Source organism: Neobacillus niacini (assembly GCF_000759675.1).
GTDB classification, from domain to species: domain Bacteria; phylum Bacillota; class Bacilli; order Bacillales; family Cytobacillaceae; genus Neobacillus; species Neobacillus niacini_A.
In genome coordinates, this window is record NZ_BAWM01000046.1 from 121447 (window position 1) to 147366 (window position 25920).

General features: G+C 33.9%; 16 protein-coding genes and 4 pseudogenes. 16 read left to right on the forward strand and 4 right to left on the reverse strand.

Annotation, left to right across the window (positions count from 1 at the left end; genetic code table 11):
* Positions 1 to 355 precede the first annotated feature (355 nt).
* The 3 genes and pseudogenes from TR08_RS18375 to tnpC all read left to right on the forward strand — a co-directional run bounded on the left by TR08_RS18375 (position 356) and on the right by tnpC (position 2550).
* The gene (locus TR08_RS18375) at positions 356 to 550 is read left to right on the forward strand and encodes a hypothetical protein (RefSeq protein ID WP_045520633.1); all 195 of its coding nucleotides are present in this window, start codon (positions 356 to 358) and stop codon (positions 548 to 550) included.
* The gene (tnpB, locus tag TR08_RS18380) at positions 547 to 900 is read left to right on the forward strand and encodes an IS66 family insertion sequence element accessory protein TnpB (RefSeq protein WP_045520634.1); all 354 of its coding nucleotides are present in this window, start codon (positions 547 to 549) and stop codon (positions 898 to 900) included. The genes TR08_RS18375 and tnpB overlap by 4 nt, the downstream gene beginning before the upstream one ends.
* Positions 901 to 991: 91 nt before the next feature.
* Positions 992 to 2550 (forward strand): annotated as a pseudogene (tnpC, locus tag TR08_RS34195) (IS66 family transposase).
* 136 nt (positions 2551 to 2686) lie between these two features.
* On the opposite strand, the gene TR08_RS18390 reads toward tnpC, so the two are convergent.
* Positions 2687 to 3739 (reverse strand): HEPN domain-containing protein, encoded by a 1053-nt coding sequence (locus TR08_RS18390; RefSeq protein WP_045520635.1) that lies wholly within the window; start codon positions 3737 to 3739, stop codon positions 2687 to 2689.
* Positions 3740 to 4626: 887 nt separating this feature from the next.
* Here TR08_RS18390 and TR08_RS18395 point away from each other — a divergent pair.
* From TR08_RS18395 to TR08_RS18420, 9 genes and pseudogenes are all read left to right on the forward strand, one after another.
* On the forward strand, positions 4627 to 5559 hold the full coding sequence (locus tag TR08_RS18395) for a DUF7916 family protein (protein ID WP_045520637.1): 933 nt from the start codon (positions 4627 to 4629) through the stop codon (positions 5557 to 5559).
* Between the two features lie 215 nt (positions 5560 to 5774).
* Positions 5775 to 6057: pseudogene (locus TR08_RS18400) on the forward strand (nucleotide pyrophosphohydrolase).
* Positions 6058 to 6086: 29 nt separating this feature from the next.
* Entirely contained in the window at positions 6087 to 6317 is a 231-nt protein-coding gene (locus TR08_RS33285) for a hypothetical protein (protein WP_238579181.1), read from the forward strand.
* Between the two features lie 262 nt (positions 6318 to 6579).
* A pseudogene (locus TR08_RS18405) lies at positions 6580 to 7931 on the forward strand (DNA/RNA helicase domain-containing protein).
* Between the two features lie 636 nt (positions 7932 to 8567).
* Entirely contained in the window at positions 8568 to 10022 is a 1455-nt protein-coding gene (locus TR08_RS18410) for an AAA family ATPase (RefSeq protein WP_052427518.1), read from the forward strand.
* A gap of 25 nt (positions 10023 to 10047) precedes the next feature.
* The gene (locus TR08_RS30385; RefSeq protein ID WP_052427519.1) at positions 10048 to 10821 is read left to right on the forward strand and encodes an HNH endonuclease; all 774 of its coding nucleotides are present in this window, start codon (positions 10048 to 10050) and stop codon (positions 10819 to 10821) included.
* Between the two features lie 739 nt (positions 10822 to 11560).
* Positions 11561 to 11767, forward strand: coding sequence for an ATP-binding protein (locus tag TR08_RS33660; protein ID WP_274521028.1), 207 nt, complete (start codon positions 11561 to 11563; stop codon positions 11765 to 11767).
* A 4-nt stretch (positions 11768 to 11771) separates the two neighbouring features.
* Positions 11772 to 11846, forward strand: a complete 75-nt coding sequence (locus TR08_RS33665; protein WP_274521029.1) for a hypothetical protein — start codon at positions 11772 to 11774, stop codon at positions 11844 to 11846.
* Positions 11847 to 12485: 639 nt separating this feature from the next.
* Positions 12486 to 13271 carry a PmeII family type II restriction endonuclease gene (locus TR08_RS18420; protein WP_045520639.1) on the forward strand — a complete coding sequence of 262 codons (786 nt, stop codon included), beginning with the start codon at positions 12486 to 12488 and terminating at the stop codon, positions 13269 to 13271.
* A gap of 60 nt (positions 13272 to 13331) precedes the next feature.
* Here the strand turns inward: TR08_RS18420 and TR08_RS18425 are convergent.
* From TR08_RS18425 to dcm, 3 genes are all read right to left on the reverse strand, one after another.
* Positions 13332 to 14491 (reverse strand): IS3 family transposase gene (locus tag TR08_RS18425; protein ID WP_152597458.1). Its coding sequence is split into 2 segments (ribosomal slippage): positions 13332 to 14233 and positions 14233 to 14491, totalling 1161 coding nucleotides; the frame shifts between segments, so codons are not numbered across the junction.
* Positions 14492 to 14604: 113 nt separating this feature from the next.
* On the reverse strand, positions 14605 to 14811 hold the full coding sequence (locus TR08_RS18435; RefSeq protein WP_045520645.1) for a hypothetical protein: 207 nt from the start codon (positions 14809 to 14811) through the stop codon (positions 14605 to 14607).
* Positions 14812 to 14846: 35 nt separating this feature from the next.
* Positions 14847 to 16148: a DNA (cytosine-5-)-methyltransferase gene (gene dcm / locus TR08_RS18440; protein WP_081954554.1), complete on the reverse strand. Its 1302-nt coding sequence runs from the start codon at positions 16146 to 16148 to the stop codon at positions 14847 to 14849.
* Positions 16149 to 16535: 387 nt separating this feature from the next.
* Here dcm and TR08_RS18445 point away from each other — a divergent pair, with 387 nt between their 5' ends.
* The 4 genes and pseudogenes from TR08_RS18445 to TR08_RS18460 all read left to right on the forward strand — a co-directional run bounded on the left by TR08_RS18445 (position 16536) and on the right by TR08_RS18460 (position 25884).
* Complete coding sequence (locus TR08_RS18445; RefSeq protein WP_045520646.1) at positions 16536 to 19307, forward strand: hypothetical protein; 2772 nt, start codon at positions 16536 to 16538, stop codon at positions 19305 to 19307.
* On the forward strand, positions 19308 to 24956 hold the full coding sequence (locus TR08_RS18450; protein WP_045520648.1) for a DEAD/DEAH box helicase: 5649 nt from the start codon (positions 19308 to 19310) through the stop codon (positions 24954 to 24956). It begins immediately after the preceding gene.
* A 74-nt stretch (positions 24957 to 25030) separates the two neighbouring features.
* Positions 25031 to 25225 carry a helix-turn-helix domain-containing protein gene (locus TR08_RS18455; protein ID WP_052427521.1) on the forward strand — a complete coding sequence of 65 codons (195 nt, stop codon included), beginning with the start codon at positions 25031 to 25033 and terminating at the stop codon, positions 25223 to 25225.
* Positions 25226 to 25557: 332 nt separating this feature from the next.
* Positions 25558 to 25884, forward strand: a pseudogene (locus tag TR08_RS18460) (nucleoside triphosphate pyrophosphohydrolase).
* Positions 25885 to 25920: the final 36 nt, after the last annotated feature.

Genomic DNA, 25920 nt, shown 5'->3' on the forward strand with positions numbered 1-25920 from the left:
ATATACGAGGAAACCATTTTTGTTCAAAAATTTGTTACTTGATAGTAAATGTTAAATTTACGAGAGAATGAGATAAATTTTAAATAAAAGAAGGATTTTATTCGTTTTCAATAAACAGTCCCTTGGGCTGTTTTTCTTTTTATAAGGCTATTATTTGAAAATCCATTGAAATTTAATCAAATAACTTAACATTGAGACTGTAATGCTCTGTAGGTCTTGATAGTGAAACCAAGTGACTACACAGCTGAAACACTTGATTTGATTGAATTTCTGTAAGCCCGTAGTCAAACAACGCATATAAAACCGCAGCATCTCCTGGTATGATCAACTTATCAATTTAAGAAGGTGCTTTCATATGCCAAAACGGCAACTAACAATTGTACCCGTTACATTACATACCGAAATCGAAAATACTACCTCGAAAGTTCCAGCAGTGCCTTCCTCAAATCCTACTTGCATGATCAAAACCGGCAACGTTGAAATTTCCTTCTTCAATGGCGTTGATGAGCACATCATCCAAACCGTCATGAGGGAGCTGAAAAATCAATGAAGCACGATTATACAAGTGTAAAAAATATTTACATTATTTGTGGTAAAACGGATATGAGAAAAGGGATTGATGGCCTGGCATCACTAATTCAAGATTCTTTCGAACTTGATCCATACAGCGATTCTATTTTTCTATTTTCCGGATGGAGTAAAGACCGATATAAATGCTTGTATTTTGATGGTGATGGATTCGCCATGCTTTATAAGCGTTTAGATAACGGAAAACTTCAATGGCCTAAAGATGAAAATGCAGTGCGTAATCTATCGCAAAAAGAGATTCGTTGGTTACTAGAAGGCTTATCAATTGAGCAACCAAAAGCGATTCAACCATCATTAAAAGGAGTGTTTTAAGGCAGGACCCATTACAAAAAAACTCTCTATTTTCAGCTATTCAACATGTTATAATAGACAGCACGAATACGAACGGCAAGTGGTGAATAAATTGGGGAACGCTTCTTCTAATAACGAAAAAGTCATTCAACTTCTTGAAGAACAATTGGCTTATATGAAACAACAAAACACAGGCTTATCGAAACAGATCGAAGCGTTAACTGAGCAAGTTCGCCATTTAACAAAGCTTTTATATGGATCGAAAACGGAAAAGTCAAAATACAACACACCTGACGGACAAGCATCTTTATTTGAGGGTGACTCGTCTTTTGGCGAAACTGAGCACACAGTAGAACAAAGCCAGCAGATGATTTCATATACTGTTGTACGAAGTATTCAAAAGAAAAAGAGAAACGACTCATTACATGATGGAGTCGAAATTGAAGTCGTTCACCATTATCCAGAAGATAAGGTATGCGACTGTTGCCAAGGCCAAATGATAGAAATTGGCAGCACAATTGTACGAGAAGAAGCAAAAATTATTCTTGCAAAAATGGTGAAAGTGCAGCATATTGAGCATGCCTTTGGATGCCAGGACTGTAAGGGTGATTCATCAAAGCAGGCGCAAATTAAACGTGGAAAAGCAACGTAACCAGCAATTCAACGTAGCAGTGCAAGCCCTAGCGTTCTTGCCAAAGTTATCTATGATAAATTTGTTCAATACTTACCTCTTTACCGCCAGGTAAAGGAATGGGAACGCTATGGTCTAAATACCAATGATAAGAACCTTTCAAACTGGGTCATTCGCGCATCACACGATTGGCTATTACCGATTTACGAACGGATGAAAGAGTTGATGATGACTAAATCCCTTTTACATGTCGACGAAACTTATGGGCAAATTATTAACCGATCCGACGGAAAATCTGGTCAAACCAATGCCTATAATTGGGTGATCGAAGTGTTCCGTGCCAAGGTCCTCCAATAACACTCTTTCAAAGCGCTTTATCACGGGCTCGGTCAGTCCTTGAAAGTTTCATAGAAGGTTTTTCTGGAACGATTATTTGTGATGGTTATTCTGCCTATGATAAGTTAAAAGGTGTTTCCTTCGCAAATTGTTTCGCCCATGTTCGTCGTTATTGGTTGAAAGCAGACAGCAAAAATGGCCGAATTGGTGTGAACTTTTGTGATGATTTATATCGACTCGAAAGGAAATTTAAACATTTGACTCCGAGTAAGCGACGAAAGAAACGCCAAAAATATTCGAAGCCAATAGTTGATAAATTCCTAGAATGGGTTGAAACTTCACCATTCTTGGGTAAAAATACCCTGGCAAAGACAGCTGAATACACATTGAACAGGGTAAATGGACTCAGAGCATTCTTGAATGATGGGCGCATAGAAATCGATAATAATCCAGCAGAAAATGCCATCCGACCAAATATTCTAGGGCGCAAAAACTGGTTATTTTCGGTTAGTAAAGCTGGTGCAGGATCGAATGCCATCTGTTTGAGTATCGCAGAAACAGCCAAAAGTAACAGCGTTGATTTCTATGAGTACATAAAGAAACTATTTACGGATCTACCAAATCTCAGCATCCATCAAAACCCTGAGATTTCAGATCAATACTTGCCCTGGTCAAAAATGATTCAGACAGAATGCAAAAAATAAATAAAATAAGCCGTAATTCGATCAATAAAATCAGAATTTACGGCTATTTGTAATGCGTACCGGAAGGTGCGCATTTTTATAATTCGGGCTTACTGTTTAAATAAAAAAGCAATCCTTTTTGGGGATTGCAATAAATTTAAAGAATATCTGTAACACCACTCTCAAGTTTCTCTCTTACATCTGAATAAAATTTAGTGTAATCCGTTTCCCTTATTGCTAGAATAGCAAGTTGTGTATTCGTGTTTAGAGGCTTCTCTTCATCTAGAAAACTAATCATTTGCCTATTATTTTTTACTTCATTGTACATTGATACAAACCAATAATTTAAGAGAACAACTCTCACGAATTCTTTAAGTTCCTCATATAAGGCGTATGTTATTCTATCTGTTCTTTGTCCGTGAATATACTTCGAACGTTCATCATACAATTTTTTTATTCTTGAATAGATTTCATCTTTCTTATCTTTATCAAAAATTAACTTACTTGTATAAGTTGAAACTTTTTCAGCAATTTTCTCTTTGTCGTAATTAAATAACGATTCAAGTGATGCGAATAGACATAAAAGTTTTACTGGGATGTTATTAACAGAAAAAGAATGATTAAAATACTCTAGGGCACGACTATAATCTTTATTTGTACTCATCATTTCTGTCATTAAATCCCAACGTATATGCAATCTTAGTCTATCTGATTGTAATTCCAAGTTATTTTTTGAAAACCTAGAAGTATGGTTCAATGGCGAGAAATTTTGCATAAAAAAGAACTTTTCTATAAAGTCCATTTCTTCATCGTAAACCTCAAGTTTTATTACTGGGATAAAAATATCAAGGTTTGTTACCAATCTAAGTACTTTTTCAAGGTATAGGACTTTGTTAAATAATTCATTAAGGTTCTTTTCAACGTATTTTTTTATACGATTTTTTGATGCCCCAATATTATTTGAAACCTCAATTTCAATTGGATTATCATTTTCAAAGCAACAATAATAATGTTTTTCATCGCCATTAAATTGCATACACCAAGAGAAGAGATTAGGATTTGCGAAATATGGATTAGCATTAAATGCTTCTTCGTATTTCGTTAAGTCTATTTGTTTTTGTTTGAAAACGAACTCGTCCACACTATAATCGTTTTCCATGGGATATAATCCGTATACTACTGCTTCATACTTCAATTTTAACTTTTTCATTTTTTCCCCTTTTTGATTTTTATTTTACAGCAATGGATATTAAAAGTGACCATTTAGTCTAACTTTTCTTAACGTAAGCGTCAAATTCTTCCCACCTAGCTATAAATCTCCATCTTATGTCATAATCTCCTCAAGGAAATACATGAGGAGGTTTTTTAATGGAAATAATGGATTTTCAAAAGGAATGGGAACTCCGAATAGACAATGGTTAGTTTTTGTTGTGGCATATGAAAGCACCTCCCTTAAATTGATACATTCATAGTACCAAGAGGCGCTGCGTGTTTATATGCGTTGTTTGATTGGGGGCTTACGAATTTCTTGGCTATGAAGGCAGCTCCACAGTCTTCAAAACTACTTGAGACCTGCGTGCCAGGTCTGCTGGGTTCGATTCTAGGCGGTCCCAAAAATGTTGACACTATTACAGATTTAACCCGTACAGTGAGTTTTTCACTCGTGCGGTTTTTTGTTTATTTTCGGTAGACCGTTGAAGACAGATGAATAAGGAGTGCGTAAACCAATATGGTATAAAAAATGAAAGTAAGAAAATACAATATAGTAAAGACTTCTAGTCAAATAATTCGTACAGCAAATCTCGATACCATCACTGGGTTATATGAACGGTATTGTAAATACAAGCAGATAGAAGGATTAATTTGTGCCAGGCTCCATCCAAAAAATTAGAAGATGTCTGATACTATTTTTGTATACTACAAGGAGGCTTGAATTGAAAAAATAGTGACCACTAAATGCTGGAAGTCATTTTGGTGTAGAATAGATGTATGATCATTAATACATAACACTTACAGGGGTGTAATAAATGCAATAGACATGATCGCCTGTAAAAACACTAGATAGCAGAATGGAAATATATAAAAGAGGTGTATGAAATGAAAAGGATATTAGATTGTAGAGGTTCTGATTTTCGGCAAATGGGTAGAGAAGAATTAAAACAGGCAATACGTGCAGCAGAAGGAAGAACGATTTTGGCTGAAACCGTAGTGACATCACAACCTTTACTTCCAGAGGTATCCAACCCGGAAGTGATGAAGGCATTCGGAGCGGATATGATATTACTGAATATGTTCAATGTGATGAACCCTGTAGTAAATGGGATAGAGTCATCCAGCATATTTCAACCAAGTACAGCAGGCAGTGAAGTAGATGAAAATATTATACAAAAAATAAAAGAACTAACCGGTCTGCCAGTCGGCATTAACCTTGAACCAGTTGATCCCAATGCCAATGCTTTAGAGAATTTGCATTCATTGCCGGAAGGACGTACAGCAACTGAAAATTCATTAGCGATGGCAAAGCAATTGGGGTGTGATTTTATTTGCTTAACTGGTAATTCAAAATCAGGGGTAACCAATGAGAAAATTGAACAGGCAATTACATTGGCGAATAAACATTTTGGTGGGCTTATCATAGCGGGCAAAATGCATAATGCTGGAACGGCAGGGAGCATGTTTGATTTAGATGCATTTTCTCGCTTTGCAGAAGCAGGAGCAGATGTTATTCTATTCCCCGCTCCAGGAACAGTCCCTGGTGTTCGGGAGGAAACTCTTGCTCATGCAATAGAAAACGTTAAAAACGAAGGGGCATTAACACTCGCTGCAATTGGCACCAGCCAAGAAGGAGCAGATGAAGAAACTATTCGCGCCATCGCTTTAAGCTCTAAAAGAGCAGGAGTAGATATTTTTCATATCGGGGATGCTGGTTATTCTGGTATGGCACTTCCTGAAAATATTCAAACCCTTTCGATTACTGTAAGAGGTAAAAGACATACATATATAAGAATGGCAGCATCTGCCATAAGATAATAATGAATAATAAACCCTTTCTTTTAAGAAGGGGATTTTTTGTCGAGTTGAGGATTATTTACTATTTAGACAAAGGGAAGGAAGAACTTTTTTGTTTATATTACCATCTCGTTAAAAAGAAATCATATGCTGTGGTTAGTGGAAAAATTGAACACAAGTGTTAAAATTAGGTAAAATAGTAAAAGTATTTCTATATACACATAGGAGAGAGCAGAATGAAAGATTTAATATCAAAAGTAGTAGCCTTCCGGGATGACCGAGGCTGGAGAGAATTTCACAAAGAAAAGGATTTGGCCATTTCCATTTCCTTAGAAGCAAGTGAGTTACTTGAGAACTTCCAATGGAGAACAAGTGAAGAAGCCATTTTAGAATCAAAACAAAATATAAAGGGTAGAAATGGCTGATATTTTAATCTATCTTGTTCAGCTTGCTGATAAAATGGAGATTAATCTAGAAGATGAAGTCTCCAAAAAACTGGAGAAAAATGCAGTGAAATAACCGGTGATCCAAAATGAGGTAACAAGAAAATGATCATCTTCAATGAAACCTCTTCAAACTGTTTGAACCATATTTATGAAAATAAAATTGGATATGTTCTTAAGAAAAATATCCTCACGAAGATGAATAAAGTGATTTCTGGAAGTGAATTAAAATCTTGGGAAAATTCTCTTCCACAAATGGTAAAGGTAATTAGGGATACAGATATAAAAGAGGATACACATGTATTGTTAGAATACAAGCTTCCTCCGCGAAAATAGGATTGATTTCCTTGTTGCTGGACAGGATGACCAAGGCAAGAAAAATGCAGTCATCATTGAATTGAAACAGTGGCAGAAAGCAAAGGTTTTGGAAGGAGATGGAATTGACCAGACTTATTTGGGGGGCAGAGAACGGGAAACGGTTCATCCTTCCTACCAAGCATCATCCTATAAGCGATATTTACAGAATTTCAATGAATCTTTATACAGTGAGTCTTCATCTATTCAACTTCATTCTTTTGCTTATTTACATAACTATATTATGGCTAGCATTGGAGAGCCGTTATTGGATAAAAGGTACAACAGTTATCTCAAGGAATCACCTTTATACTTCCAATTCGGTGACAGTGAATTAGCTAAAAAGATCCGAAAGTTGGTTTCAAGAGGAAATGGTAAAGAAATAGCGGAATCAATTGAAAAGGGGAAGATTCGACCTTCAAAAAAATTAGTTGAAACTGTTGGGTCATTGCTCAAGGGGAATGAAGAGTTTGTACTATTAGATGAACAAAAGGTAGCATATGAGAAGGTAGTTAGTAAATACAACCAATTTGTTGAACAAACCGACCAAAAGAATGTAATCATCATAAAAGGTGGTCCAGGAACAGGGAAATCAGTGATTGGATTAAATGTAATGAGCTATATGCTTACCAAGAAAGCATATGTCGAATATATAACCCCTAATCAAGCATTTAGGGAAGTACTTAGGAAAAAGCTAATCGGAACTTCTGGCCATGTGGAAGTAAGAGACCTGTTTAAAGGTTCGGCTTCTTATGTGCACGTACCAGAAAATTACTTTGATGTCCTTATATGTGATGAAGCCCATAGATTAAAAGAGCATGGCCATATGAAAAAAAAATCGAAGGGGAAAACCAAGTTACCCAAATCATTCGGTCCTCAAGGGTAAGTGTATTTTTTGTGGATGATTTACAAATGATCTCTAAAAAAGACATTGGAAGTGTAAAGGAAATTGAAAAGGAAGCGACTCGATTTGGGGCCGACATTCCCACAATCGAATTGGAATCACAATACCGCTGCTCAGGATCTGGAAATTACATCTCCTGGTTAGAAAATATCCTTTCAAATAGAAAAGAACCGATGAAACTTGAAGGCGACTTTGATTTTAAAGTGATTTCAAGCCCGCACCAATTAAAAGAAGAAATCGTTGATCACCGTGGCGGCAGGCTATTAGCTGGTTACGAATGGGATTGGAATAAAACCATGGTTAACGGTAAGCTTCCCGATGATGTAGTAATTGAAGAGCACAAGTTTGCCCTGCCATGGAACGATCCTAATCGGATTGATTGGGCAATTCATCCTGTATGTTCAAACCAAATCGGATGTATTCACACCGTACAAGGTCTGGAGATGGATTATGTCGGCGTGATTATTGGAAACGACCTCGGTTATGATGAAGAATCCAATCAGATCATTGTTAGGCGGGGAGCGTTTAAAGATAAAGGAGCAAAACCAGCTAAACCTAAAAAAGGACAAGCAGATCCAATTGTGGAGCTTGTTCGTAATACATATAAGACACTAATGACTAGAGGAATGAAGGGTTGTTATGTTTACTGCTGTGATAATGGGTTGGAAGGATATATCCAATCACATTTGTAGACTTTGAAAATATAGCTGTAAAAAAAAGAGAGAGATTTATTGAATATAATGGGGGAGAGGTACAATGCCGTATTTATGGCTAATAAGTCACCAAAGAAGATTAGGATATGAATAAGATCTTAGCTGATTGCTACCAAATTACAACCTTACTATTAGAACATACTGTAGAACATTTGGAAGGTGCCTGTGCCTTTTATTATTTCGACCAGATATGAATTAATTTTGTTTTGCACAAATTTTGCAAATTAATAATTTTTTTACACAAGTTTATACACACATTCTCTTGATATAAATAAAAAAAAGTTTGGTTCATTGATTAAATACATTAATAGTATAAAGGCAATGTAAAACAATAAAAGCACCACTTTATTTTATGAATATATTTTGTAATTGCTATAACTTATTCATCCAGACAAAGGATATATATATATAGATTATGTTTTAATTTTATTATAAATAATGAGTACTTTAATTTAAAGGATGGTTTCAATTAATTGGTCGATATAAAATATTAGTTGATTAAAAATGTTTAATTAGCTTTATAAAAACAATCTAATCAAGATTTATGGACTTGAGGGGAAATGAGTTATTTTTTTATACTACATTAATCAAAAAAATAATAAAGGAGGCTTTTTAGTGAAATTTTTTATAACGGGCTTTGGAGTGAAAAAATCCAAAGAGGGTATGCACTTGGTTCAAGATCATTGGGATGATTTTGGTTTTAATACTTTATATAGTATGTTCTATGTTAATGCTAAAGAAGAAATCCATATTGGTTATATAAAGATTGGACAAAAGAATATGGAGAATGGACGACCAGATTTAGAAAATGAATTTGACAATTTACATGAAGATTTTTTCTCAGTTGGCACAGATGTTAAATATTATAAAAACATAAAAATGTTAGGTAAGGCAATTCGTGAAGATATATTATCTTCATTAAACGATATTGCATATTCAGAAAGTGCATATGAAATAGCTAAAAAAGAGTTGGTTACAAAAAAATCACTTTTAAGAGATATTTATCCTAGTCAAATAAAAAATCAGTTTAACAGGATTGCTTATGGTGGAGTACCATTAACACCATACGAATTCGCTTTTATCATGAAACATTCGAAAAGTGATAAAAATCGGTTAGATTTCTCTGTTGAACCCAACTCACTACCTCCAACAAATATACATGCAATAATAGGAAGTAATGGGACTGGTAAAACTACAACCCTTAAAGGAATCTTAAACGAATATATTAACAATAGGAATGAATTAAATATTGAATTTTCTAATGCTATTTTTATTTCTTTTAGTTTATTTGATAGGAGTAATGAATTATTTAAGAAGATTAATAAAGAAGATGTTAAATTTTCTTATATTGGTTCTTGTAAAGAAGATGGCAGCAATAAATCTCACAATGAAATAGTTTCTGAATTCGTAGCCTCAGTAAATAATTTAATAAGAATGAAAAAATTAGAGAGTTTTTGCGATGCATTAGAAATTTTAGAAGGAGACATAAACTTAGCAGACTATGAAATTAAAGAAATTATTTCTGGATTTATAGAAGAGGAACAATCTAAAGAAAATATAAATAATTTTAAAGATAAATTAGCAATGATATTTTCTAATTGTAGTTCGGGTCATCAAATAACATTACTTACAACTGTAAGATTAATTGAACTTATAGTTGAAAAAACATTGATAATTATTGATGAACCAGAAACTCATTTACATCCACCTTTATTATCAGCTTTTATTAGATGTATCTCTGAATTAATAATTAATACTAATGCGGTTGCTATAATGGCAACACATTCCCCAGTTGTGTTGCAAGAAATACCACGAAATTGTATTTCGATTTTAAGAAAGAGTGGTGCCTATACTAGCGTATTTAGACCGAAAATTGAGACTTTCGGTGAAAATATAGGAGTCTTAACGGAAGAAGTTTTCGGGTTAGAAATTCAAAACACAGGTTTTCATACGTTACTGAAAAAAATAATAGATTCCTCTCAAGATTACGAAGAGGTATTAGAGGAATTTAATTATGAGCTTAGTATTGATGCTAAATCTATAATTAGAGCCTATATAAATGGTAAATGATTAATGAGTTAAGCGAGGTAAATTTGTGGATAAATTAATTGAGCCATCAATTTCTATAGAAGAGTTTTATATAGAACTTATTGAAAATAAACGAAATAATGAAAAAAATAACTTCCTCAAAAACAGACTTTCAAAAATAAAAGATGTATTAATTTCTGAGGAAAAAAACTATATTGACTTGGCCAAAACTAGTACACTCCATACTATAGTAGAACACACTGAGATACAAATTCCAAAATCTTCAGATGTTGTTACTAAAGATGAGATGGAATCTTTGTATACACAGAATCTTGTAAGCAGTCCAAATTCAGGTGATAGAGGACGTGAAGTGTATGATTATTTAAAATCTCTTGCACTTGATAAAATGTGTCCCTATTGCTCCATAACTAAAGCAAGAACTCTAGATCACTATTTACCTAAAGCTAAATTTCCTACATTTGCGGTAACACCAGTCAATTTAGTTCCTTGTTGTAGAGATTGTAATAGTGAGAAAGATGCGAGCTTTTCAAATGCTGCAAACGAGATGTTCATACATCCATATTATGATGATGTTAATAATTTTATTTGGTTGGTAGCTATAGTTGAAGAGAATGTTTGGCCAATTAGTTTTAAATATAATGTAAAAATATCTTACAATCAAAATTCCCTATTATCTAACAGAATTGCACATCAGTATGAATTATTAGACCTAAATAGTACTTTTAGTGATAAAGCAAACCGGCAATTTCGATATCGTTTAAAAAGTATAGTTGATAACTATAATAGTGGAGATATTGAGGCCGAAAAATTTTCCTACTAGAATCAGAACAGTCATGCCGAAATGCTGAATTAAATTCATGGGAAGCATGTATGTATATTGCACTATTAAATTCAGACTGGTTTTTAACAGAAGCTATTCAGAATCTTGAAGCACAATATGAATTAAAAAGTGGAGTTGAAGTATAAATTTTATAGATTTAGTTTTGTCTAATATATGAATATAAAATTGCTACACCCAGAAACCTGATAATTAGTGATTATCAGGTTTCCTAAAATTGTGATTATAGCTATTTTTTTAGGTAAGTAAGTTCACATCGGAAAAAGAGAAGATAATTTATTCTCTATTACTTTTAAAACCTAGGGACGTATTTTAATTTTACATTTCTGTAAAAGTTTCCACCACAAGTTGGTCAAATTTTCATATCTTCGAATCCTTATCATACACAACTGCTGCATTTTGTTAATTTCCTCTCTATCTAATTGCTTTCTTCTTGGTATAGAGGAAAAGAAATTAAAATTAATATTAGAGGTTGGTCCTATTAATGACGGTAATATAAGGTTAGATTTGATGGGACGGATAGTGGAACATGCGAGGGGTTTGTTTACAGCTACAAGATCAGCATTAACGAATATTAACTGAACATATACCAGAGTGATGAACAAAACTGTATAAATGACTGGCGATTCCAAACATTAATTGAACGTTAGTCATCTTTTAAAGGAATTTAATATAACAAGTTAATACTTTTGGGAGAAATATAAATTATTTTATAATTAAAATAAATTATAAGGTTAAGTTTATCTCGGCTGCAGAACTAGTAGAAGAACTCCATTTGTATAATGAAGAACACAAGCTAGGTCCATTGGAAAAGAGGTGGCTCAAATTTGAATTGATCATTATTGACGAGCTGGGTTACGTGCCATTCACGAAAATTGGGTCAGAACTCTTGGTTCTAATTCTTTGCCGGTCGCTACGAACGGTATAGCGTGATGATTACTACAAATCTAGAATTAAAGGAATGGACCTCCGTTTTTGGAGATGAAAAAATGACCGCAGCTCTCTAGACCGACTAACCCATAAAGCTCATATCCTCATTATTAATGGAGAAAAGTATCGATTTAGACAAAGTATGAAACAAAGGGATGAGAGTGACCAATAGGCCAGGCGCGCGAGGAGTTTAGGATATCTTGCCCCGAGGGGCAAGATACCCTAAACTCCAATTCCTCCCCCAAATATGGAAATAACACAGAATGAAGTGGCTCAAATTTGAAGTGATCACTCCGACTCAAATTAATATTGACAATTACACATGTCATCGAGACCACACTTTAGAGTCGCTTAGAATTGCTTAAAAGGATTCTAGTAATTATCCTCATTCAGTTAAACTTAGTAATTAATTTGATGAAACTGTGTAAGCCTGATGAGGTGTTAGGCACGGTTATACATACCTATCCAGTCGGAATATATCCAATACGACTCAAAATAATAGTTATTCTAATGAATAAATTAGTGGTGAAAGCCATTACATATCAATATAGGAAGATAAGGAATTACAAGATCTAAAAAATCTGATTGACCCGACTGTTATATTTTATCAGTACGATTAGAAAGGCTTTAAGGGACATGGAAGAAATGGTAAGATAGCACTATGTTACATTTTATTCCAAAGTGTAAACAGACAATAAGGAGAGGAGGTAGAAGGGATGAGTCAAGAAAAGTTAAGTGAGGATGCCTTAAATCAGATAATAAAAAGGGCAAAAGACTTTTTCAAAGATGAGATTGTACCTAGCCATAAAGCTAATACACTAAAACTTAAAAAATTAAAACAGTTTAACCTTAATCCTTTTTTGGACAAGTATAAAGCAAGTTTTCTAACAGGAAATGATGACCCTGAGAGTATTGCGAGAGCTTTAATCTATCCAAGAGTATTAGGTACATCCATTAATACAATTTTTGGGGACAGACTACAGAAATTTTGTAGTGAGGTATTAGAGGGATTTGCCTCCACTACATCAGGCATTGATATTGAGTTTATTGATAAGGTGGATGGGAGGAAAAAATACTGCCAAATAAAGGCAGGCCCAAATACAATCAATAAGGATGATATTGAAACAATTAAAGGTCATTTTCAAGGGGTAAAGAACCTTGCAAGGACTAATAAATTAAGTATCAGCTTTGATGATTTAGTAGTAGGAGTTTTTTATGGTACTCCTGAGGATTTAAGCAATCATTATAAGACAATCAATAAAGAATACCCTGTTATTGTTGGTCAAGAATTTTGGTACAGACTATCAGGAGAAATTGACTTTTATCAAAAGTTGACTGATGCAATTGGAGATGTTGCCTCTGAGGTAGATAGCTCTGAAATGATTGAGAATGTAATTAAAACACTAGCTAAAGAGGTTGAGGATACATTAAAGCCTAAGAAGTTAGAGCCTACAATTGAAAAGAAGATAGCTGCTGAGGATAAAGGAAAATATGATGTATAACAAAAAGAGGGAGGATGCTGCACATAACCCTGTCAAGTAGACAATGAAAAAAAGAGAACACTAAGCTGCGGCCTTTTCTCGGTATTCAATCGGGGAAAGGCCTTTAAATTTTTCTTGGAATCGTTCCTTATTATAAAACTCAATGTACTCCTGGACAGCCTGATATGCTTCCTCAAGGGTTTTAGGACGCACTAAATACAACTTCTCTGTCTTTAAATGTGAGAAGAAACATTCAATACAAGCATTATCGTGGCAATTTCCTTTTCTAGAATGACTTCCTTGGATTTTAAGCTCCTTTACATGATTCTCATATGTTCTAGTTGTATATTGGAAACCTTGATCTGAGTGGATAAGTGCATTCTTGGCAAAAGGTACTCCTTCTAATTGTTTTAACGTATTTAATACTAATTCAAGGTCGTTCCTTTCAGATAATTGCCAAGCTACAATCTCATTATTATATAAATCTAAAACCGCTGATAGATAGGCAAAATTTTCTCCTACCCGCACATACGTAATATCCGTAACTAGCTTCTCAGACCGATTTTCTGCAAAAAACTCTCTGTTAAGTACGTTAGGAAATACAACAGATCCTCTACGTCCGTAGAACGGTCTTTTCTTACGAATAACAGATTTTATTCCCAATTCCCGCATTAAACGACGTACACGTTTGTGATTTACAACAATGCCTTCTCTAAATAAAGCCCGCCTCATTCGTTTATAGCCATAGTAGGGGTGTAATTTATAAATGGCTAGAATATGTTCCTTTAGCAATACATCCTCTTCCATACGAATAGACCGTTTAGACCGACTATTACACCATTTGTAGTATCCTGCTTTAGATACCTCACCAATCTTAAGAAGCCACGCAAGTGGGTGCTTTTTCCTTAATTGATCAATGATTTGAAACCTTTCTGCCTTTAAGACCACTCCTTCCCATGTAGATTTGGATTGCGCTTTTTTAGGTATTCTACCTGCGCTTTCAAGTAAGCATTTTCATCCTCTAAGCTATTAAAATTCCTTTTATTCCACTGTCCTCTTAGATCTTCAAAAGACACATTATTCCTTACTTTCTTTACCCACTCGGCAATTTGGGCATCACTCTTAATCCCAAAGCGTTCTCGAAGCTGTCGGTAGGACCAGCCCTCCTCCAGCTTCAAACGAACTACCTCACGTTTTAATTCCTCTGTATATGTACTAAATGTTTGTCCCTTTTTGGCCATAGAAAAATCCCCTCCCAGGAAGACTATTAAGAACATCATACATGCTCTCTTTTTTTAATGTCTACCTGTAGGGGATAATACCATGCTGTATATGGCATCCTCCTCTTTTTCATTTATAAACAATACTTTAATTCTTCCTCAGCCTCTGCAAGTGTTTTAGCGATATAAGGAACATTAAAAGCATCAATATCAGTAACATCCTCATGTAGGATAAGGTATCTTTCAATTACCGTATCTTTTCCATCAAAATGGCTCTCAGGAATAAGCTCCTCTTTTTCATAAAACCAATTGTGTAATCCATACATCTTTTTAATTAGCATTTACTATCTCTCCTTTAACCCAATTATGGATTCAATTACTTAATCTGATTCAATACATTTATAATAGATAACCCAATAGCTTTTGCCATATTTACAGGTACGGCATTTCCTATCTGTTTATATGCATTATTCATTGAGCAGTCAAACTCCCAACGGTCAGGAAAACTTTGAATTCTAGCATACTCCCTAACTGTGAAAGGTCTTGTTTCATCAGGGTGACATCTCTCAGTTTGTTTCTGAGCAGGTGAGCAGGTTAAGGTTAATGATGGCTCATCCCATGAAAGTCTTCTAGCCATTCCTGTCCTGCCTCCTCCTGAGTAATAGCTCTTACCCATAAAATCCTTAGCAATCTCATCAGGAAGATCTCTCCAATAGCCTCCTGGAGGTACAAGGTCTAAGACTTTCTTTTTGGACTCAGGGTACTTAGCTCCATCAGATTTAGGTACATCCTTAAGAATATCTCCAAGAGTAAGCTCATAGCCATAAGGCTGAGGTAGACAGTACCCAAAATTGTACTTTTCAACTAGGTCATTTCTAATCCCTGTCATGACTAATCTTTCTCTTTTTTGAGCTACATCATAATCTAAGGCTCTTAATACTTTCCATTTAACTGTATAGCCAATGTCAGAGAAAACTTTGAGCATAAGAGAGAATGTCCTGCCATCATCATGATTAAGCAATCCTCTAACATTCTCAGCTAAAAACATTTTAGGTAGGAGCTGCTTCAAAATCTGAGCATAGTAATAAAACATTGTACCTCTAGCATCAGACAGTCCCATTTTCTTTCCTGCATAGCTGAAAGCCTGACAAGGGTATCCTCCTGATAATAGGTCAAGCTCTCCTTTAGGAATATCCACAAAGTTTCTTATACCCTGCTCTGCCACCTCAATAATGTCCTTTTCAATAACATTCAAATTAGGTCTATTTTTTCTCAGAGTTTGACAGGCATACTTATCAATCTCTACAAGACCTTTAGAGTGAAAACCTGCCTCCTCGAGTCCAAGAGCAAGACCACCTGCTCCTGCAAAAAGCTCTACAGCAGTAAACTTCTTATGAGCCTTAATGCCTCTTACCTCTATAAAATCATGACCCTCATAGTCTCCTACATTAATTACCTCATTCTGAGACTGCTCAACTAATGTATCTGCATCTAAAGGTAATTCAAACTGCTCAGAGTCAATAATCTCCTCAAAGTTTACATCCAATATCTCACATAGTTTCATAGCATTGGATTTAATAGGATTAAAATTAGGAGAGAGTAGCATTGAGAGCTGATTTTTACTTATGCCCAATTGCTCCGCTAACTGCATTTGAGTAGATATTCCATGCCTTTTCATATGTACTCTTACTTTTTCTTTGCTAATAGTATACATCTTATAACCCTCCGATGAGTTAAAAAAATACTTAACTTTTATAGGGTTATTATGAAGGATTGTCCAACTTTAGTCAACAATAATGAAATAGTAGAAAATAACTAGGTCACAACAATAAGTAAAGGTTTCACAGAAATTCTTTTTATTATCTATTTAATTCAAATAAATTCGAGAAGAACTGAAAAATTACCGTCAATTTAGTCAAAAAGACTGTAATTTAGGAAATTTGTTGAAATATTTTTACTTTTTATTAAAGATTTAACAATTAATAGTATAATAGGTATAAATTCAAAAAAATCAATTTTTCTATAATAGGTATAAATTAGTGAATACATATAAAGGAGTTTTTCCATGAAAACAGTAAGGAAAAATACTGTTGATTATAATCTTTGGAATAATACGTTATGCAATTACTTTTTTAATGAAAAATATAAAAATAGAACAATGTATCTTTATGTAAATGATGATTTAATTGAAAGTCTTGGAAAAGAATTACAATTATCGAAAGAAGAAAGTATAGACGACTTTTGTAAAAGTGTTATAAGCTATGCTCGAAATGATACCAGTAGATTGTTTGAAATTGCTTATATCTATGGAAATAGGTGGTTTAAACAAGGTGCTGTTGGTCTTCCGCCTTTTATTGGAGTTTTAGCGGTGACTGTACTTGCAGCAACTAAAATGAATACAGATTTAGAAGAGGGTATTCACGGTAATAACTATTATCGACGTTTAAGGAATCTTATTCAATTGGATGGACAAGGGAAGCCCAGAGATTTTGAGAAATGCAATGAATTGTGGGAAATACTTTTACAGTGGCAGCAAAAAAACAATGGGAAATATGGATATTTAAATATTTTTAAATTTGGAACAGAGTATATAGGGTATCCGAGATCCCAATGCCTGATTAGTGATAATGAAAGAGAACTACTTTATGATTTTTTCTTTTGGACTGGTCTAAAACCATCGGAGTCAATAACTGCTAAGCAACTCGAAGAACAATTAGATTTATATTTATATAATAAAAATAATCGCTTGTCTAGATTTTTCTTTAGAAATGAATTAAAGAATAGGGAATCAATAATTAATCTTGTTCTTTTTGAGTTAGAGAAGTGGGATGGGAATATTTCAATCGTATCCAATAGAACATATGGGGAGCAATGGGTTCATAAGGTAAATTCATACAACCTTTTTCTAAAAGTGGATATTGAAGGAACATTAAATAAAAGGGTTAATTTAAGTTTATTTGGAGTTTTAGAGGATATTGAGTCTGAGGAAATCAATTATAAAAGCTTGGATGGATTTGAAATCATGGAAGGTGCTATTAAACGAAACGTTAATTTTTCAAATATTAGTAGTGATTATTACTTTGAGTTGGAAGACTTAAGGATAAGAGCTAGATTTAAATCAAAGGGTACTTTTTTATTGAGAAGTGGTCTTGACAAAGGAATAAATGGATGGATAGAAAGGGAGGATATCCAATTAAACCAAAACCATTTAATATTAACCAATAGTTCTTATAAAGTAGAAAATTGGTTAAAATTAAACTCCTATAGATATAAAGAGGTTAAATTTTCAAATCAACCCAACCCTTGGAGCTTTTATGTTTTTAACCCGGAAGAGTCGCACCCAAGAAATTTAGAATTTATAGGTAGAGAAATTATCGTTTCTAAACATAATGATAAAATATCGTTTAATGGAGGGTTAAAGATACAGCATAATGAATGGTTAATGGAATACCCCCCTTTATGTATTATTGAGTGTAAGAAAAGAAGCACTGTTCTTCTAAATAATAGTCCAGTACTTTCTGTATTAGAAAATGTAGTCGAAATAGACCTTAAAACTATTAACATAAAAGAACCTGGAATATATGAATTAAGTGTAAATAATAAGTCAAATAAATGTCTTCTTAGAAATGATTATAAAAATAGACTTTCTTTTGATTATTTTAACCTGTCAGAAAGTGTACAACATAAGGAAAAAATGACGATAGCGGGAACATATATATATGAGGATTTGGAACAACTTCCTCCATTAATTGAGTATAAAGGGAAGGATAAAGCCAAAGTAGTCTCGGATGGACATCCATTTAACATTTCAGTTAATAAATTCGTTCATGCTCCACCTTTCAAATCTGGAAGAGATTTTAAGAATATTGGACTTGATTTAGTACATTACAATAAAGGTATTGAGAGAAAGATAGATATACTATTTGAATACCTATCTATTAGGCAAATGGGTAACTGGAAAGTGTTTTTGGAAGCAGTAATGCAAATTTTTGGAAAAGAAAACTATCATCTAAATGCATACAAAATAAGGAAAGGTTTGTCTTCTTTAGGATTTGTTGAATTTATAAAAAAACCATTCAGTAAATCCTTTAACTGGAGGGTTATACCACCTTCTGCAGCTATTATTCCTTGCGAAACCCCTATGGTTTATTTAACTGGTGGAAGAACAAGATCATTTCTCCAGGATATTAAAAAACAAGTTCCAAAAAACATAGAAATGAAGGTCACAATACCAAAAAATGAACTTGAACCTTTATCATTTTTTATTATAGATACAGTTTCTAACAACATGGATATACTCGGTGACTTTTTGGAATCAATCAATATAAAGTTTAATATTGGAGAAGATTATTTCGCTCATGATCTATTAAAATGCTTACCCAGTTTATCAGGAATGGTACATTCTTTGCAAATAAGAGAGAAGCCTACTTTTGGCGGCGATTGGAATGTTGAGTCTTGGGATACAAGTTTTCACAAATGGAAAAGAGGAAATCATTACAGATTAACAAAATATAAAAATTTATTTGGGCAAGAGACATGTTTTTTTTCAGTAAATACAACACAGTTTGTAGAGATAGAAAAGGAGTTAGGTAAACTTTATTTTGCTGCTAGATGTAAACCCCCATTAAGTATATTTTTGTATGCTGATTATGTTCTAAAGGTTAGAAAAGAGTACCACTTACCAGAATTATACGAAAGAGTTCTGGTATCCTGTTTTGGACAGTGCCCAACTTTGGAGGGAAACTATAGAGTATATAGAAATGTACCCTATGATATCGCTCTGGTTGTTTCAGTAAGGCTTGGATTTGACCTTAATTATTTGAAAAGAGGGTTATAAATGAATGATGTTTACAGGATATTTAATAATTTATTAGATACCTTTATTAAATATATGGATAGTCCGTTTGCTCTCGGTCATGAAAAATTGACCCAGGAGAGAGAAGAATTATTAAGAAAGCAAGGAAATATTTATCAGTTCCCATACATCGAAGCAATGCCTCCCTATGTTTCATCAGATTGCAATGTAAATCAAATGTGTGAAAAAATAGGATGGTCAAATGATTTCGGGGAATTCACAAGCAATGGTTTGTTTTCCAAAAGTCATAAATTACATTTACACCAATTTAAAGCTTTTGAACAAGTTTTAAACCACAAAAAAAACATAGTTGTCACTTCTGGTACAGGGTCAGGTAAAACAGAAAGTTTTCTCTTACCCTTAATTGCATCTATATTAGAAGAGTCTAAGAAATGGAGTGCTCCTAAAAAGGAAAATGATCATAACGTATGGGATACATCAAATGAATGGAATTATAAAAGAGAACATGAGAAAAGAACTGCGGCAGTAAGAGGATTAATTTTATACCCATTAAATGCTTTAGTTGAAGATCAGTTGGTACGTTTAAGGAGGGCTTTGGATAGCGATGCAGCCAGAAACTGGTTAGGTGATAACAGAAATGGTAACCGTATTTACTTCGGTAGATACACAGGGAAAACTCCAGTAGCAGGACAACCACATGGAAATAAATTAAAGAAAATGAAAGGCTTTATCCAAAACTTTTATAGGAAACAAATAGGACTTAGAGAATATTATGAGAACTTGATAGGATCATTGAACGGGAATGTAAAGCCAGAGGTCAAACAAAAGATAATACTAGAATTGCAAGATGAGTTGGGCGTTGATTATCTTATGAGTGAACCCTGGGATAACGATAAGTTACACGAAATTAAAAAAAATTTAATCGAAAAAAGGAATGAGAAACTAGCTTTTATTTCACAAACAGATGGAGCTGAACTCATTTCAAGATGGGATATGCAGGAGTACCCACCCGATATTTTGATTACTAACTTCAGCATGCTTAACATTATATTGACTAGAAGTATTGAGCAAAAGATATTTGAAAAGACAAGAGAATGGTTGCAAGAGGACTCTTCTAATGTTTTCTATATTGTTTTGGATGAACTTCATACTTACCGTGGTACTGCAGGAACAGAGGTTTCCTATGTCATTAAATCACTGTTGAACCGTTTAGGGCTTACTCCAGATAGTCCTCAACTTAGAATTTTGGCAACTTCAGCTTCATTAGATGAAAGCGGAAAACAGTTTTTGGAGGATTTTTTCGGTGTTCCAATAAACAATTTTGAAATTATAAACGGGGAACGTACATCAGAAGAAATATATCCTAAGGTAGATCGTTTTAGTTCACTTAAACGTGAATTTGCGGAGTACTTTACTAATAGTAGACAAGACATTAAAAATGCAATAAACCAATTATGTACAGCGTTAGGGAAACAATTTCATTCGGAACATGCGGAACAGTCCTTATTCAACTTGTTGTATGAATCGGGAGCTCTACATGCTTTTATAAAACATACTAAAAAGCCAGTTTCAATCACTGAGTTAAATAGACGTATGTTTGGGGAAGCAAATATTGAAGCAGCTGCAGGTCTTCTACATGCAATAATTAATTCACGTAGTAATGGAGAAGTCGTTGTTCCTATTCGAGCTCATCTTTTCTTTAAAAACTTCCAAGGCTTATGGGCATGTACAAATAAAAATTGTACTGAGGTTGATCCAAGGTTTCAGTTTGAAGGGCGTTCAATCGGAAAGCTTTATTCCCAACCAAAAATTCAATGTAATTGTGGATCTAAAGTATTAGACTTGTATTATTGCCAAAATTGTGGGGATGTATTCTTAGGAGGGTTTAAGTCTGCCAACCAAGATAACCTGAATCTTAGTTACCAACTAAGTGCAGAATATGACGATTTAGAAAAGCTGCCGGATAAGTTGCCGCCTGTAAAGAGGTATGGGCATTATGCATTGTTCTGGCCGTCTTTAAACATTGATGATGACATGAAAAAGAAGTGGTCTAGGAAATTAGATCCTCCTAATCAAGACAAAAAGCTAACATTAGGGTGGGTAAAAGGCTTCTACGAATCTAAGATTTCCCAACTTACAGTTGATCAATATACGAAGAAACCCAATTCATACGTATATACAATTAATGGAGATGAAGAATACGCAAATAAAATGCCTGCATTTCCAACAAAATGCCCACACTGTGCAGATGATTGGGAGATAAGTGGAAAATTTGCAAAAGGTGAACCACTATATAGTACAAAACGAACGCGTTCACCTATAAGAGGACAACGAACTGGTTTCGATACAATTGCTCAAATAATGTTAGACGCATTAATGAGAGAATTGCCTATGGATGAGAAACCAAAAGCTGTTTTGTTTTCAGACAGTAGGCAGGATGCAGCTAAACTTTCAGCTAAAATTGAATTAAACCATTATTACCATTTGCTACGACATGTTGTAGTGAAAGCCCTAAATGAATCTAACCAAGGCCTAAGAATATATTTAAAGAGATTACAAAACCAACCCTTAACTGTCGAAGAAGAGAAAGTAGCAGATAACTTCTGGGAAACAGAGTATGATAAGGTCCGATTACTAGAGGATTACTTTTCAGGAAGGAGATTACCTAATCAAAAACAAACAGAAGTTGAAAAAATTATAGCTGATGCTAATAAACCAGTACAGCTTAAAGAAATATGGTGGGATATTGAAAAAGCATTTATAAAGGTGGGGATTAATCCTGCTGGTCCTGAAAAGAAGGTTTCTAAGTATGAGGATGTACTTTGGAAAAATCTTTACGATTGGCCTACTCTTGGGCAACCAACCCCTCTTCAAATTAACCCTAATGAGGAAAATCGAAAATGGTTGAGTGATAGAATTAAAGAGATGTTAAGGGAAAATATAATTGTCAATGTCCTTTTCTCACAAAGAAAAAGGGATTTGGAATCTTTAGCAATTGCTCGATTAACCGTAGACATTGATAAAGATTTTACTAATAAATTGGGACTAACGTCAGAGCAATGGAGACAGTTAGTAGACAGCTCGATTAGAATTTTAGGAGGGATGAGAAGATACGAAGAAAATGAGCGTCGGAATCATCAAGTTGATCCACCTGCAAATTTAAAAAATTATTGGAAAGCGATTGCTCGATCCTATTCTATTAATGAGTCAGATTTAGTAAATTATGCGAATGAGATTTTTAATAACTTGAAAAGTATTGAGGGTTATAAAATCAAGTCAGATAGTATTTATCTAATTCCCGCAGGAGATTATATATATACCTGTAAAAAGTGTAATAGACACCATCTACATCCATCTTGTAATGTTTGTACTGATTGTTATTCAAAACTTGAAGAGAAGATAATAGGTGAAATTCAAATAAATGATTACTATAGGTTCCTTTCAAATGAATCTAGTGCCTATAGAAGATTCCATTCCGAGGAAATGACAGGTCAAACAGATCCAAGTGATGCATCCAAAAGACAACAGTTATTCCAGGGGATATTTGATGAAGAAGACATTCCACTTGTCGATGAGATTGATATACTAAGTGTTACAACAACTATGGAGGCGGGAATAGACATCGGTTCATTAAAGATTGTAGCTATGTCAAACATGCCACCACAGAGGTTTAATTATCAACAAAGGGTAGGAAGATCTGGTCGTAGAGGCGCACCTTTGTCAGTAAGTTTAACTTTATGTAGAGGTAGAAGCCATGATGAGTGGTACTTCCAAAATCTTGATAGAATGACTGGAGACCCTTCACCACAACCATATATTGATTTAAAGTCAAGGAAGATTTTTAACAGAGTAGTAATAAAAGAAATGCTTTTTTATGCTTTTCAGGAAACTGATTTGGCATCAAACATCAGTGGTGGAGATAGCGTACATGGAGAATTTGGGCTAAAACGTGACTGGGATAATATAAAAGCAACGGTGAATCAGTATTTTATTTCAAATCAGGGAATCAAAAGATTAGAAAGTACTATAAAAACCCTGTCATATAACTCACAATTAAAAGCAGAAGAAATTGGAGAAATAAAACAATCATTTAAAAACGGGATGGTAGTTGAGCTTATAACACATATAGCTAATGAAACTAGATACTCATCCAATTCCTTAAGTGAGAACTTAGCAACTGCAGGACTTTTACCAATGTTTGGCTTTCCAACTCGAGTTAGAAAACTCCATCACAAAGAAAGAAAATATGGTATGAGAGCCACGAATTTAGACCTAGGTACAGTGGATAGAGATCTAGAAATAGCAATTAGCGAATACTCGCCAGGATCAGAAATTATAAAAGATAAGGTAAAACATAAAGCAGTGGGAATAGCTCATTATTGGATTCAAGGTAATGATGTTATTGCAGAAGAAAATCCACTAGGGGAAATTAAAAATATTGCTTTCTGTAAGAATTGTCATATTCTCTATGATAATGATGAACATTTTCCAAATAATTGTCCGTCATGCCATAGTGTACTTGACGATGCAAATGGTAATACGTTTAATACGATTCCAATTGCTGAACCACAAGGGTTTAGAAGTGATTGGGTGGAAAGAGACTACAGGGAAGATTTTGAATGGTCTTCTAGAAGCTCAATACCTCGACTTGCAGATAGTGTTAATGATAATGAACCCGATTACGTTGTATATAACACAAAATATAAGGTTCAAGAAGGTAATGTATATACAATAAATGATAATAACAATGAATTATTTACATTTGTTAAAGCTAAAAATAGTTTCGAAGGTTGGATTGAAAAAGGGTATACTAATTTAGATGATTTTAAACCTAAATTAACTGATAAGACAGTAAACGTTGCTCTTGCATCTATAAAAAATACTGAGGTACTTGTTATTGAACCATACAGTATTAATAAATATATAAACTTAAATCCGATGTACTTAGGAGTACGGGCTGGTTTAATTTCATTTGGGTACCTTTTAAGAAGAATTGCTGCTACTCTCCTTGATATTGATGCTCAAGAAATACAAGTAGGTATTAGGTCAAAGGTAAACGGGGACGAAACTGTAGGTCAAGTATTCATTGCTGACCAATTAATTAACGGTGCAGGTTATGTAAAATATTTAGGACGTGAAAGTGTTATTGAGAATATATTAAGTGACATGTGTACCGAATTAATTGCAATGCCAAACTTAAAAACACATGATTGTGATTCTTCTTGCTACAGCTGTCTTAGAAGCTATGAAAATATGGGCTTTCATGGATTATTAGATTGGAGACTCGCATTAGATATTGCAGGTATATTAAATGATCCATCTTTTATTCCTGAAATAGATAGTAAATGGAAACCTTTGGTTGACAAATCTTTAAAATCATTAGTTTCAAATTATGAAAATGAAGGTCTAGAAGCAAAATGGCATGGAAATATTCCTGTAATTTTATTGCCTAACCAAACTTGTGTTATATTAAGACATCCATTTTGGACTAAAGAAGATAATGGAGTATTATTACCGAGTATTCATGGAATATTAGAAAACTATAAAAGAAGTAACTATAATGTTATAACTGATTATGATATTTTTGATTTAATACGGAGGCCAAGTTGGTTAATACAGGACTTGGGTAAAAAGATAAATTCAGAAGATCCATTTGATTTAATGCTTTAATTTAGTTAAAAGCTGCTTTTTATGATCTGCCCCTTAATTGTTAGACAATAAACTAACAGTTACGGGGTGTTTTTATGTCCAAATTTAAAAAGGGATATAAGATACAAATTGTATTAAATTATTTAGAGGGAGATGAAAGTATAGAAAAAATAGCGGAGGAAGTCAGAGTTAGTCATTCTGTTATAAGTGGATGGGTTAGGCTCTATAAACAACACGGAATAGAAGCATTTATAGATCCTATACAAATTATTCTGGGGAGTTTAAATTAAATGTACTCAATTATATGAACCGAAACGGGTATATCTCCTTATGACATTTGTGGAAGAAGACAACGGAATTTTTCGTACTGGCATAATTAAAATATGAGGTTGAACTACATTTCAATCATGGTATTTGATTTAGACAAGGAGTGTCAGTTCTAGCCCTACAATTGGTGTAGAACAGTGAAATTATATGCAGATTATCCAAAGAAGAATACTGGCTATTAAGCTTTCAACCTGTGTTGCTTGAGATAAGAAGAATTCTAACCACCTTACAAGAATGAAAATATTTACTTAATTCGCCATAATAAAGCTATATTCAAAATTGGAGGTAACATTATATGCCTGTTTGTAACAAATTAGTAAGAGATCGTATACCAGGTAATTGAAAAGACAGGAAAAAAATTTACTACAAGAATTTTAGATAATGAAAAGAATACATAAAAGAATTAAAAACAAAAAGCTTTGAGGAGCTTAATGAATACATAAATGCAGAAAATGATAAAGACGCAGTTGAAGAGTTAGCTGACCGCTTGGAAATTATCCATGCTCTTTCTGAATGTCATGGTGTCTATTTTGAACTGGTGGAACAGCCACGCAAGGAAAAGGCAGAAAAGGGTGGTGGTATTAAAAATAAAATCTTTCTTATAGAGGATGAGGATGTTTAAGATTCAGATGATTGCAAAAGACCTTGGTTCACATTA

Excerpts from the sequence above, each read along its gene's own strand:
- TR08_RS18450 (WP_045520648.1), top strand. The coding sequence starts at position 19,308 with ATGAATGATGTTTACAGGATATTTAATAATTTATTAGATACCTTTATT.
- TR08_RS18420 (WP_045520639.1), top strand. The coding sequence starts at position 12,486 with ATGAGTCAAGAAAAGTTAAGTGAGGATGCCTTAAATCAGATAATAAAA.
- TR08_RS33285 (WP_238579181.1), top strand. The coding sequence starts at position 6,087 with ATGATCATCTTCAATGAAACCTCTTCAAACTGTTTGAACCATATTTAT.
- dcm (WP_081954554.1), bottom strand. The coding sequence starts at position 16,148 with ATGAAAAGGCATGGAATATCTACTCAAATGCAGTTAGCGGAGCAATTG.
- TR08_RS18435 (WP_045520645.1), bottom strand. The coding sequence starts at position 14,811 with ATGCTAATTAAAAAGATGTATGGATTACACAATTGGTTTTATGAAAAA.
- TR08_RS18375 (WP_045520633.1), top strand. The coding sequence starts at position 356 with ATGCCAAAACGGCAACTAACAATTGTACCCGTTACATTACATACCGAA.
- tnpB (WP_045520634.1), top strand. The coding sequence starts at position 547 with ATGAAGCACGATTATACAAGTGTAAAAAATATTTACATTATTTGTGGT.
- TR08_RS18445 (WP_045520646.1), top strand. The coding sequence starts at position 16,536 with ATGAAAACAGTAAGGAAAAATACTGTTGATTATAATCTTTGGAATAAT.
- TR08_RS18455 (WP_052427521.1), top strand. The coding sequence starts at position 25,031 with ATGTCCAAATTTAAAAAGGGATATAAGATACAAATTGTATTAAATTAT.
- TR08_RS18395 (WP_045520637.1), top strand. The coding sequence starts at position 4,627 with ATGAAAAGGATATTAGATTGTAGAGGTTCTGATTTTCGGCAAATGGGT.
- TR08_RS18390 (WP_045520635.1), bottom strand. The coding sequence starts at position 3,739 with ATGAAAAAGTTAAAATTGAAGTATGAAGCAGTAGTATACGGATTATAT.